Raw genomic sequence first — 11,989 nt, forward strand, 5'->3', positions numbered from 1 at the left:
TTTTTATTTACCCAGTACAAATACAGCAGGTACTTTATGAAGTTCAGGTTTTTGTTTCTGCCAGTCCTTTATTGTTTTTGTTTTGATAAACTCATGTTCAGGATCATTAATATTGACAGCAATACAAAGCTTGGTATTGGGTGATAAAAACCTGGTCAAATCTTCAATAAGCTGGTTATTTCTGTAAGGCGTTTCCATAAAGATCTGAGAATAGCCGGTTTTCTGAACCAGACTTTCCAACTGTTGAATCTGCTTCTTTTTCTCTCCTTTGTCAATAGGAAGGTAACCATTAAAAGTAAATTCCTGTCCATTGAATCCGCTGGAAATTAATGCCAGAATAATAGATGAAGGTCCTGAAATAGGAATGACTCTGATATTCTTTTCATGGCACCATTTTACCATCAGGTTTCCCGGATCTGCAATACAAGGCAATCCTGCTTCTGACAGCAATCCGAAATCCTGCCCTTTCAACATCAGCTGTTGTGCTTCTTTAATATCTGCGTTTTCGGTATACTTATCCAATAAAAAGAGTTTCAAATCGGCCTGTTTTTTTTCAGGAGCAAAGAATTTAACTACCTTTCTGGCTGTTTTCTCATTTTCTACAAAGAAGTAATCCGTTTGCATAATATATTCCTTGATAACGGGTGCAAAATGAGTAATAGAGGTATTTTCTGATAAGTAGGCAGGGAGTAAAAAAAGCATTGTATTATTTTTTAGTTCTTTCGTTTAATGAAGGTTGTGGATTGTATTTTGCCAGGTCCATAGAAAAGGTAACGGAAGTGATCTTCCAGATACCGTTGATCTTCATAAGTGTCCAGATCTCTTTTCCCCAGTTTTCCATTTTACCATCATACCAAAAACTGTAATCGAAATTGGCAGAGGCTATGGCTCCGTCTTCAATGATTTTAATATTGTCGAATTTTTCTTCAGATTTATCGTCTTTAAAACTTTTGATAAAGGCTTTATAGTCATCTGAGAAGTAATGTTCCGCCTTAGGATTTTTCTCCAGGCGCTTAGCCTGTGTTCTGTCTTTGTAAATACCTGTCCAGAGTACAGGTTCCTGAAACAGAGATAAGAATTTCGCTTCATCTCTGGTTTTGATACATCCCATAAAGTCATCCATCACTTTACGGATCTCAGCTTCATCTTTGGTTTGGGCAAACGAAAAGTTAAAGCTTAATAAAAGCAGTAGCAGTAGTCTTTTCATAAGATTATTTTTGCAGTTGATTTTTAATGGCATTACATCCTTTATCCAATAGCTGGAAAACCTTTTCAAAATCACTCATATCACCCCAGTACGGATCCGGTACTTCAGTAGTTCCGTTGTCGCCTAAAGCTTCTAAGAATAATGATACTTTTTGTCGTTCCGTTTCATTTTTGGTTTTGGAGATCACATCTGTAAGAACGTTGGCATCCATACAGTATATTTTATCAAACGTCTCAAAATCTGCTCTTGTGATAGGTCTTGATCTTTGACGGGAAATATCGATGTTATGATTACCAGCAGTTTTAATTGCTCTTCTGTCAGGATGCTCACCTTCATGCATAGAAATTGTTCCTGCAGAATCCACCGTGAAGCTTTCCGGTAATTTTGTTTTCATGATTCCTTCTGCTAAAGGACTTCTGCATATATTCCCAAGACAGACCATCAATATTTTCATTTTCTTTTATTTAAGGATTGACAAGACCAAAATATAAAACTTCTCCTGTTTTATGTGACAAAACTAAATAAAAAATGAAGAATACATCGATTCTTCATTTTAATTTTATTTCAGCTTAGCAGTGATCTATTGTTTGATTCTCTCTGTAAGGTCTTTTACGTATTTTTTGATCTCTTTATCAATCTTGGATACATCCTTGATGGTATCGCAGGCATACATTACCGTTGAGTGATCTTTCCCACCCATTTCTTCACCGATTTTCGTAAATGTAGAATTGGTGAATGCTTTGGAGAAATACATAGCAAGTTGTCTTGGCAGTGCAATCTCTCTTTTTCTGGTCTTGGATAGCAACTGTTCTTTTTTGATCCCGAAATAATCGCACACCACATCCTGAATATAAGGAATGTTGATTACTTTTTTCTGGTTGGCTGCAATTCTGTTGATCGTTTCTTTCAGCAATTCAAGGCTGAGATCTCTCTTATATACTGTAGAGTAAGCAATCACAGAGTTGATCACCCCGATCAGTTCTCTTACATTGGTTTTGGCTTCAGCAGCTAAGAAATCAAGCATATCATCAGGAAGTGCAATTCCGTCTCTGCTTAGTTTATCTTCAATGATTTGTCTTCTTGTAGAAAGGTCCGGAGATTTGATCTCTGCAGAAAGTCCCCATTTGAAACGGGAAACAATCCTGTCCTGAATATCCATAATATCCGCCGGAGCTTTATCTGAAGTAAGGATAATCTGCTTTCCGTTTTGATGCAGGTGATCAAAAATATGGAAGAAGCTGTCCTGTGTTGCAGATTTTCCAGAAAGGAATTGAATATCATCGATTATCAATACATCCACCATCTGGTAGAAGTTTGCAAACTCTGTCTGCTTGTGAGCTTTCGCAGCAGAAATAAACTGCTGAATAAACTTTTCTGAAGACAGATAAAGAACCACTTTATCCGGAAACTGATTTTTCACTTCAAGACCTACGGCCTGGCCTAAGTGGGTTTTTCCAACTCCGTAACCTCCATATAAGAACAATGGGTTGAAAGCTGTCGCTCCCGGTCTTTTCGCTATGGATCTTGCTACAGTAGCTGCAAATTTATTACTTTCTCCTTCTACATAACTATCAAATGAATAGTCAGGCTTCAGGTTAGAATCTATGTTTACTTTTCTAATCCCAGGAACCACGAAAGGGTTTACAATATTGGCTGAGAATCCTTGTGGCATTGTTTCCTGTGTTTTAGGAGTAGGAACGCTTTGTCCCTTCATATTCATGGTAACCGGTTTTTCTTCCCCTTTTGGTCTGTTTTCCATTACGGAATACCATAGTTTCACTCCTTTTCCTATATTTTTCTTCAGGGCAGCAGAAAGTAAGGACAGGTAGTTGTCCTCTATATATTCCTTGTAAAAATCGCTCGGTACGATAAGTGTAAGGTTATTAGCTACTAATGAAAGTGGCTGCACCTTATCAAATAACATATCGAAAGATTTTTCAAGTTTTTTCAGGTCAGAATTATCTTCAGCCGCGTTCAGATTATCGCGCATAAACTGAAGGCATTTCTGCCATATCATCATTAAATTGTCATCCATTATTATGCCCTGATTATTCTTTTGTTTGTACTGTTTTTAGAAGGGAGACAAAGGTCCAATTTTTTCTTTTTAAAAAAAAATATTGCAGGTATTGATTATTTAAAAATATATTTGTATGTATAATTTAGCACTTAGAATGATACATACAACACACTCAATACGAGTACGTTACGCAGAAACAGATCCTATGAAATATGTCTACTACGGCAACTATGCCACATACTTCGAAGTAGGCCGCGTGGAGCTCTTCAGAAGCATAGGAATTTCATACGATGAAATTGAAAACCAAGGAATTTGGCTACCGGTTTCTGACTACAAAATTAAGTATATCCGGCCAGCTTTGTATGACCAAAAATTAGAAATTCATACATATGTAAAAAAAATTCCGGGGGTGAGAATTGAGTTTGAATATGAAATTTACAATGAGGAGCATATTAAAATAACGGAAGCTTCCACTACCCTATTCTTTCTGGATGCAAACACCAATAAGATTATCAAATGTCCGGATTTTCTGATGGAAATGATTGAAGCTAACTGGAAAGAATAGGTAATAGGTAACAGGTCGCAGATAACAGGGATTAGGAAAAACATTCTATGGAATGGTAAAAAGAATCATTGTCTTTGATTGAGGGGTTTATTATCCAAAAGAACTATTTCCTGTACAAACATAACTACCAATTATTAACCAGGAACTCTTTAAGTATTGAGCCGCATTTGTGAATTAATTCGCACCTTTGTACTTTATTGATCATACCTTATATATACTATTATTTATGAAGATTGCTTTTTTGGGGCCTCATGCCAGCTTTACACAGCTTGCCGCTGCACAGCTTTTTCCGGATGATGAACTTTTGCCACAGGCCAGTATCCTGGATTGTTTTAATGCAGTGGAAAGCGGAGAAGCGCTGAAGGCTGTTGTTCCTTTGGAAAATTCTATAGAAGGAACAGTCTCTATGACGTTGGACTATTTATATAAGACCCCGTCTATTAAAATTGAAGCAGAAGCTGTAATGCCTATCGCCCACCATCTGATGATTCATCCTGATAATTCTATAGAGGATATAGAAAGAATATACTCTCACCCTCAGGCCCTGGCGCAGAGTTTTCATTTTCTGGATACGCATTATAAGGAAATTCCTAAACAGGATTTTTCTTCTACTGCAGCGGCAGCCAAATATGTTTCGGAAAACAAGGAAACCAAAATAGCTGCTGTAGCCAATCAGTTTGCAGCCAATTTATATGGATTGAAGATCATCAACCGTAATATCCAGGATTTCGAACAAAACCACACCCGGTTTATTATTATCTCGAAGCAGCAGAATAAATATGACAACAGCCGACTTGAAACTTTAGGAGAAAAGTCAGGAATGCTGATCACTCTTCCGGAAGACCATCCGGGTGGACTGCATCAGGTATTGTCTGTCTTTGCATGGAGAAAGATGAACCTCAGCAAGATTGAGTCCAGAACTTTAAAAACAGGATTGGGTAATTATTTCTTCTTTATCAATGTCGTGGGACCATGGGAAGAGATTTTGCATGGAAATGCTCTCAAAGAGCTTGAATCGATCAATGCCGATGTTGATTTTCTCGGAAATTATAAGGAATTTCTTCTGGAAAGCTAAAGAAACCGGAAGTATTTTCACTCAAAAAACCAACACTGTCTCTATGGCAGTGTTTTTTTATGGAAAATTTTCTACAAAATCGCACTCATTTCACCCCAATAAACACCTCGCTTACAACAGCTTATAACTCATAAAAAATAACCCACACAAAAGGGATAATTATTTCTCATAAGCCCTTCTAATCCATAGGTTTACAAAGAAAACAATAATAATAACTCGTAAATTGATTATGTAGATATATCCACTAAAATATAAACATATGTTTAGAAATATCATACCATAATAACGTTAAAATTAAAAATTTCACAATGTAGAGTATAATTTTTATTGTATATTTGCTTAGCAACTAATTAAAAATCTTGATCATGAAAACTAAAATCTACAGCGTACTTTTAGCTTGTGCAGCTTTACCATTGTTTTCGCAAGTTGGTATTAACACCAGCACCCCAACAGCCACTCTGGATGTAAACGGAACTTTAAAAGTTCGTGACACCCCTGCCGCTACAGTAGTGACAGGATACCAAATTCTGGCACAAGACAATACTACTGCCGAAGTTTATAAAATGGATCCTCAGTTACTGATAGCATCCCCGGGGGTAAACAACACCGTATTTGCCGCTAAAAAGTCAACTACTCTCAGCGTTTTAACTGTATCATTTCCAGGAGGTTTCAAAGCAATGAACTTTAAAGCAGCTGATAGAAGCATAGGTAATGGCACTTTATTTGACGATAGCGAAAGTGCTTATGTTATCCCATCAGCAGGGGTATATGCCATTGGATTTACATTTAAATATTCAACAGGACTAGTAGCCTCCTTATTATCAGACGGTGGTATGGGAATAGCCAGAACCAGAGGTGGAACAAGTACCCTCATAGACAGTCGTATGTTCAGTGGTATTAATGTATTAGGAATTGGTTTATCAATAGCAGACACCACTATCAATTCACTATATTCTTTCCAGACAGGAGACAAAATTAATTTTGGAACCATAGAAACAGGTTTAGTTTCATTAGGAGCATTAAGCTCAAGTATTGCTTCATTCTATATCTACAAAGTATCCAACTAAGAAGAACATATTGTTAGTTATCTATACCGTTAGCCCATCACTTCCCTTGTGATGGGTTAATTTTTTACCGTATTTCAGCCACATTTCTTTATATTTGATAAAAACTATGAAATGAATGAATATCTTGCTGTCATATTAGTCGTAGTGATCATCATCGTTTTCAATACCCTGAATAACAAAATAAGGAAACTTGAGAAAGAAGTATCTGACCTTCATGCTAAAATCAATAAGGCCTCATCTCCGACTGAAACAGTTAGCGAAAAAATTCAGACAGAAGAAAATAAAGTTCCGCAACAGGTACAGTCTCATGAAGCTGACACCCCAAATGCACAACCTCAACAACGCAGGGAAACCACCCCATCTGTAGAAAAGGACTGGCTTGCTCCTGTATTTGATTTTCTGAAACAGAATGCACTTACCATTATCGGTATTTTCACCCTCGTTCTCGGAATCGGTTATTTTGTAAAATACGCCATTGATAAAAACTGGATCGGAGAAACAGCAAGAGCCGCAATAGGATTCTGTACCGGAGCCGGGATTATCCTGATCGGTCATTTTCTCAGAAAAAACTATGCAACATTTGCTTCTATTATAACAGGAGGCGGAATTGCCGTTCTGTATTTTACCGCAACCATCGCCTTTCGGGAATATCATCTTTTCTCTCAGAATACTGCTTTTGCTATAACAACCCTCGTCACTGCCGCATCAATCGTTCTCTCATATTATTACAAAAGTGAGGTTTTGATCATTTTCTCATTGATAGGTGGTTTTTCTGCTCCTTTAATGATCAGTACGGGACAGAGCAATTATCTTTTCCTGTTTATTTATCTAAGTCTTTTAAATGCCGGAATGCTTGCCGCCGCCTTTCTTAAACACTGGAAAAGCGTGGGATGGACAGCTTATATTTTCACCAGCCTTTATCTTTTTTCATGGACAGCCGATCGACCGGAACTTCTAAGTATTACCTTCTATATCGTCAGCTACATCATCTTCTATATTTTTGCGCTGCTTGATTATTTTAGGAAAAACACGCTTTCCACTTCAGATATTTTAATGCTTGCATTTATTAATCTTTCAAGCATTATCGGACTGGTTTACACCTTCAATCAATTACAATATGAACCGACCATTATTTTCCCGCTTATTTTCGCTGTAATCAATTCTATTTTCTTTTTTAAAGAATATGGAAGAAAAAACTTCGGAATTCCTTATTCTGTTTTTGCGGGGATAACAACCAGTCTTATCACCATTGCGGTAGCCTTACAGTTCCAAGCTCACCTCATCACCAGTGTTTGGGCTATAGAAGCAACCTTACTTCTCTTTATCTGGAAAAAGACAGGCCATAAGATTTTCAAAACTTTTTTCTTTGTACTTTTCCCTCTGGTAATGATCGCACAAACCATTACCTGGACTGAATATTTTGATACTGAAAAGCTAAGCGTTATATTTAATCCTGTATTTCTAACGAGCCTGGTAACCATAGCAACGACCATCATTAATTTATACCTATTAAAAAACAACGGACAGGAAACAGAGAGAAAGGCAAACAGCTTTTTTGAAAACTTTATTACAGTGATCAGCTATGGGGTAATATATACCGCTCTCCTGCTTGAGATCACTTACCACCTCTCCGATATGCCTTGGGCAGCCATTACCAATGTAGGATTGTTATTCAGTATCTATTACATTTTCATATTATTGCTATTCGGAAAAAAACTGAGCATCAATCATGATATTCAAACCGTATTAATCTATCTGTTCCTCTTTCTGTTGATGATCAATATCTCGGTTTCTACCTCATCGATGGTTACCGCTGTTTTATCAAAAAAAATACATTCCAGCTTTTATTGGCTGCACCTGCTTCAATGGATTCCTTTTGCTTATATAGGTTTCAGGATTATTCCAACCTCAGTATTCCACAGAAATACAATTTCATACTGGATGGTGTCTCTGACACTCGTTACTTCTGTAAGCTGTGAACTGCATCATTCATATGTTTTCATCGCTTCTCATGATGTTGCCCATTCTTATGAAATAAAAGAACACTTCAATATTCTTTATTTACCTATAATATGGACCATTCTTGCCAGTATTTTTATTTATACCGGTCTAAAAAAGAGCATTCCGGAGTATAGCAAGATCGGGTTTGCCCTGATTGGTCTTATGGTTTTAAAACTCTATACCTATGATGTATGGCAAATGGACAATATCTCAAGGATCAGTGCCTTTATTGCTCTGGGAATTATTCTGTTGTTCAGTTCTTTTGCTTTCCAGCGTCTGAAAAATATCATTAAAAATATGGTTGACAAAAAGGAGGAAACCACAGAAAATACGGACTAATTTTCAGATAAAAACTTTTTATTTATAAATAAAACTCAAAACAATTCAATATTTCATTCACATTTTATAAAAAATAACTATATTTATCACGTTTTTAATATTTACATATTCTGATTATGAAAAAATTACTCTACTCTTTTTTAATACTATCCTCTGCAACTTTATTTGCACAGCAAAAAAATCCTGCTGTGAAGTTTGCAGTAGCTGACAACGTAATTGGAACAGTTGACTTTTTCAATTCGAAAAAAAATATACTGCAGGTTTCAAAAGTATACAATACGGCTGCAAGTCTACCTACCGCTTTAAAGAAATACAGTTCGGTTTTCACCAAAGGAATAACTGAATACAAATTCAAAAACGGAGAGAACGGATTTGACAAAATGTCTCTGGCAGAAGTCAATGTTCAGAACAGTCTTCCGGCTGAAAACCCGGTATTGATAGAAGGATATGAATTTAACGATCCAAAAAGCACACAAATCTATCCACAAATCAACAAAAGATCAGAAATCAAAGATTACAACGGCAAGAAAACATTGTTTATCTACACTACCGAATAATATTTGTTACCATATAAAAAAGGATACCGTGATCACGGTATCCTTTTTTTATATCTAATATTTATTGTTCCATTTTTTCTTCAGCTCTTCATAGATTTTTTTCTCTGTGGCATTATTCCCAGGCTCATAGAACTTTACCTCTTTAATCTCCTCAGGCAGAAAATCCTGTTCTACAAAATTCCCCTGATAGGAATGAGCATATTTATATTCTTTCCCGTAATCCAGATCTTTCATCAGCTTTGTAGGAGCATTTCTTAAATGAAGAGGTACAGGCAGATTTCCGGTTTGCTTCACCAGCGCCAAAGCTTCATTGATAGCCATATACGCAGAATTACTCTTTGGAGATACCGCCAGATACACCGCTGTTTCACTTAATATGATCCGGGCCTCAGGATTCCCTATTACATTAACCGCCTGAAAGCAGTTGTTGGCAATCACCAATGCATTAGGATTGGCCAGTCCTATATCTTCAGCAGCCAAAATAAGCATTCTTCTTGCAATAAATTTAATATCTTCTCCTCCGGCAATCATCCTCGCCAGCCAATATACAGCTCCATTCGGGTCACTCCCCCGCATAGATTTGATAAAAGCAGAAATAATATCATAATGCTGCTCTCCGTTCTTATCATAAAGAGCCATTGTTTCCTGAAGCACCTCAAGAACATCTGTATTGATGATTTCAGTAGTATTTGAATTTTTATACTGATTCAAAACCAATTCCACAGAATTGATCAGCTTCCTGGCATCTCCACCTGAATATTGGATGAAAGCTTCTTTCTCAAGGATCTTAAAATGGGTTCCTTCATCTTTATTATACCTTTCGGAAGCAATATCGATAAGTTCCTCCAGTTTTTCATAGCTTAGGGCTTTTAAAACATACACCTGGCTTCTCGAAAGCAGAGCAGAAACCACTTCAAAGCTTGGATTTTCTGTAGTAGCCCCTATTAAAACAATCCAACCCTTTTCTACAGCATGCAACAGCGAGTCCTGTTGAGACTTATTGAAACGGTGAATCTCGTCGATAAACAGGATCGGTGATTTTCCTGAAAACAAATTCTGTTTCTTGGCATCATCAATGACGTCCCGTACATCTTTCACCCCTGATGACACTGCCGAAAGTTTATAAAACTTCCTCCCGGACTGCTCAGAGATGATTTCCGCCAATGTAGTTTTCCCTGTACCCGGAGGGCCCCAAAAGATCAGCGAATTCAGGGTATTGTTCTCGATCATTTTTCTGATCGTCCCTTTTTCGCCGGTAAGGTGCTCCTGCCCCAGTACTTCAGCCAGGGTTTTCGGTCTTAATTTTTCAGCTAATGGAATATTTTGATTCAAGTTAATTCTATTTTTTAGGTCAATATTTCAGATTTCCGATGTCTGAAACTTCTAACAAAATTAAACTAATTTTCATTTTTTTACCCTATTTTTGCATTGTTTTGAAACTTACATTCAATAAAATCATTACATTTCCTTTGGTAATTTTGATAAAATTTTACCAGTGGTTTATTTCGCCCTTACTTCCTAAAAATTGCCGTTACGAACCCACCTGCTCTCATTATATGCTGGAGTCACTTCGGGTACACGGTTTATTTAAAGGTTTCTGGATGGGATTTAAAAGAATCTTAAGATGCCATCCCTGGGGAGGAAGCGGTTATGATCCGGTTCCGCCCAAACATAATAATCACTAAACAAACGATTAAATCAATAAAAAAATGAGTAATATTTTTTTCAGAATTTACCTTGTCTTATTTGCCGTGATCACCCAGTGCCTTTTTGCACAGGAATATCCCGGCGGGCTCTCAGACGGTACTTTAGATGTCAACGGAAATAATGTTCCGGTAAAGATCTATTCTACTACAGAATTAGGAGATCTTGCCGCTTTTCCGGACAGAGACACGGATAAGAACCTTTCTTTTCTGGTAATCCTGAATGAATCCAATTTTGAGCCTGCTTATTACAACTATGGCGCCTCAACTTTAGCAAAATACAGAGATTCAAAATACCAGTTCTTTGATAAAAACTTTAAACTGATTGATACTCCTGTTACCAAGGAGAATATTACTACCTTCAAATATGCTGTAAAAGCAACAAAACCAATCACTGATTCAGATAAAGTGGAATTGAAAACCTCTTTTAAAATCTGGGATCCGTCAAAAGGAATTCAGCTTGGTCCTGTAACCCTGCATTTTTACAGTCTGATGTTTGTATTTGCATTTGGATTCGGATACCTGCTGATGACCAGAATTTTCAAAATAGATAACGTTAATCAAAAATACCTGGAACCTCTTTTCACATGGACTTTGATAGGAACAATTCTGGGTGCAAGATTAGGTCACGTTATTTTTTACCAGCCGGAGCTCTTCAAGGAAGATTTCTGGAGCGTATTTTTACCAATCAGTACCAAAAACGGTTTTAAATTCACAGGATTCTCAGGTTTAGCCAGCCATGGAGCTACCATTGCCCTGATTTTCACAACGCTTTATTACTCATTTAAGATCATCAAAAAAAATCCTTTCTGGGTATATGACCGATTGGGTATTGTAGTTGCTTTAGGAGGAGCTTTTGTAAGAATGGGTAACTTTTTCAATTCTGAAATTGTAGGTAAGCCGGCAGATCCTAATTCTCCGTTTGCTTTACTTTTCCCTCAGCAAAGCAGTGAATACGGACTTACTGTACCTCGCTATCCAAGTCAGCTATTCGAAGCTGTAGGTTATGTTGCCTTATTCATTTTATTATGGATCCTGTACAGAAAAACAAATAAAAAATACCAACAGGGATGGTTATTCGGACTATTCTTCATCATCCTTTGGGCGATCAGATTCTTTGTTGAATTCCTGAAAGAGCCACAAGGGGATGAATTTATCCAAATAGGAAATTTAAATACCGGACAGGTTCTTTCCATTCCATTTATGATCGCCGGAGTAATTATTATGATTGTTTCCAAGAAGTTTAAGATTACTGAGGAGGAGAATGGGAAACCGGAATAGGATGGTTTGGGCGAAAAGGTGAAAGAGCGGAAAGGCTAAAAAGCTAAAAAGGCAAAGGAAGCAGAGGAAGCGGGGATGATTGATGAAGGTTTTGTTTTGCTTTTCAAATATAATAAAGGCAAATTTGTAGAAATACAGATTTGCCTTTTTTAGTATCTTATCATTATTTTACTTTTC

The 11,989-nt window shown here is 36.9% G+C and carries 12 protein-coding genes; 7 read left to right on the plus strand and 5 right to left on the minus strand.

Going from position 1 to position 11,989, the window contains the following annotated elements; all coding sequences use genetic code 11:
• Positions 1–3 precede the first annotated feature (3 nt).
• The 4 genes from AC106K_RS01350 to dnaA form a co-directional block, all read right to left on the minus strand.
• Positions 4–702 (minus strand): SAM-dependent methyltransferase, encoded by a 699-nt coding sequence (locus AC106K_RS01350; RefSeq protein ID WP_482443027.1) that lies wholly within the window; start codon positions 700–702, stop codon positions 4–6.
• 4 nt (positions 703–706) lie between these two features.
• On the minus strand, positions 707–1,207 hold the full coding sequence (locus AC106K_RS01355; protein ID WP_482443029.1) for a Cif family virulence factor: 501 nt from the start codon (positions 1,205–1,207) through the stop codon (positions 707–709).
• A 4-nt stretch (positions 1,208–1,211) separates the two neighbouring features.
• On the minus strand, positions 1,212–1,661 hold the full coding sequence (locus AC106K_RS01360) for a low molecular weight protein-tyrosine-phosphatase (protein ID WP_482443030.1): 450 nt from the start codon (positions 1,659–1,661) through the stop codon (positions 1,212–1,214).
• Positions 1,662–1,787: 126 nt separating this feature from the next.
• Positions 1,788–3,242 (minus strand): chromosomal replication initiator protein DnaA, encoded by a 1,455-nt coding sequence (gene dnaA / locus AC106K_RS01365; protein ID WP_047095010.1) that lies wholly within the window; start codon positions 3,240–3,242, stop codon positions 1,788–1,790.
• 136 nt (positions 3,243–3,378) lie between these two features.
• On the opposite strand from dnaA, the gene AC106K_RS01370 reads away from it, so the two are divergent.
• From AC106K_RS01370 to AC106K_RS01390, 5 genes are all read left to right on the plus strand, one after another.
• Entirely contained in the window at positions 3,379–3,789 is a 411-nt protein-coding gene (locus AC106K_RS01370) for an acyl-CoA thioesterase (protein WP_482443538.1), read from the plus strand.
• A 226-nt stretch (positions 3,790–4,015) separates the two neighbouring features.
• The gene (gene pheA / locus AC106K_RS01375; protein ID WP_482443032.1) at positions 4,016–4,864 is read left to right on the plus strand and encodes a prephenate dehydratase; all 849 of its coding nucleotides are present in this window, start codon (positions 4,016–4,018) and stop codon (positions 4,862–4,864) included.
• 365 nt (positions 4,865–5,229) lie between these two features.
• Positions 5,230–5,931 carry a hypothetical protein gene (locus tag AC106K_RS01380; RefSeq protein WP_482443034.1) on the plus strand — a complete coding sequence of 234 codons (702 nt, stop codon included), beginning with the start codon at positions 5,230–5,232 and terminating at the stop codon, positions 5,929–5,931.
• A 111-nt stretch (positions 5,932–6,042) separates the two neighbouring features.
• Positions 6,043–8,271 (plus strand): DUF2339 domain-containing protein, encoded by a 2,229-nt coding sequence (locus tag AC106K_RS01385; protein WP_482443035.1) that lies wholly within the window; start codon positions 6,043–6,045, stop codon positions 8,269–8,271.
• Between the two features lie 116 nt (positions 8,272–8,387).
• Positions 8,388–8,828 carry a hypothetical protein gene (locus tag AC106K_RS01390; RefSeq protein ID WP_047095015.1) on the plus strand — a complete coding sequence of 147 codons (441 nt, stop codon included), beginning with the start codon at positions 8,388–8,390 and terminating at the stop codon, positions 8,826–8,828.
• A 54-nt stretch (positions 8,829–8,882) separates the two neighbouring features.
• Here the strand turns inward: AC106K_RS01390 and AC106K_RS01395 are convergent, their stop codons facing one another.
• Complete coding sequence (locus AC106K_RS01395; RefSeq protein WP_047095016.1) at positions 8,883–10,160, minus strand: replication-associated recombination protein A; 1,278 nt, start codon at positions 10,158–10,160, stop codon at positions 8,883–8,885.
• A gap of 101 nt (positions 10,161–10,261) precedes the next feature.
• Here AC106K_RS01395 and yidD point away from each other — a divergent pair, with 101 nt between their 5' ends.
• Entirely contained in the window at positions 10,262–10,513 is a 252-nt protein-coding gene (yidD, locus tag AC106K_RS01400) for a membrane protein insertion efficiency factor YidD (RefSeq protein ID WP_482443037.1), read from the plus strand.
• 432 nt (positions 10,514–10,945) lie between these two features.
• Positions 10,946–11,812, plus strand: a complete 867-nt coding sequence (gene lgt / locus AC106K_RS01405) for a prolipoprotein diacylglyceryl transferase (RefSeq protein WP_482443539.1) — start codon at positions 10,946–10,948, stop codon at positions 11,810–11,812.
• The last annotated feature ends 177 nt before the right edge of the window (positions 11,813–11,989 follow it).

The sequence above is a fragment of the Chryseobacterium sp. FR048 genome, assembly GCF_056844665.1.

Coding starts and splice junctions, on each gene's coding strand:
- AC106K_RS01350 (WP_482443027.1), bottom strand. CDS start 702: ATGCTTTTTTTACTCCCTGCCTACTTATCAGAAAATACCTCTATTACT.
- AC106K_RS01355 (WP_482443029.1), bottom strand. CDS start 1,207: ATGAAAAGACTACTGCTACTGCTTTTATTAAGCTTTAACTTTTCGTTT.
- AC106K_RS01360 (WP_482443030.1), bottom strand. CDS start 1,661: ATGAAAATATTGATGGTCTGTCTTGGGAATATATGCAGAAGTCCTTTA.
- dnaA (WP_047095010.1), bottom strand. CDS start 3,242: ATGGATGACAATTTAATGATGATATGGCAGAAATGCCTTCAGTTTATG.
- AC106K_RS01370 (WP_482443538.1), top strand. CDS start 3,379: ATGATACATACAACACACTCAATACGAGTACGTTACGCAGAAACAGAT.
- pheA (WP_482443032.1), top strand. CDS start 4,016: ATGAAGATTGCTTTTTTGGGGCCTCATGCCAGCTTTACACAGCTTGCC.
- AC106K_RS01380 (WP_482443034.1), top strand. CDS start 5,230: ATGAAAACTAAAATCTACAGCGTACTTTTAGCTTGTGCAGCTTTACCA.
- AC106K_RS01385 (WP_482443035.1), top strand. CDS start 6,043: ATGAATGAATATCTTGCTGTCATATTAGTCGTAGTGATCATCATCGTT.
- AC106K_RS01390 (WP_047095015.1), top strand. CDS start 8,388: ATGAAAAAATTACTCTACTCTTTTTTAATACTATCCTCTGCAACTTTA.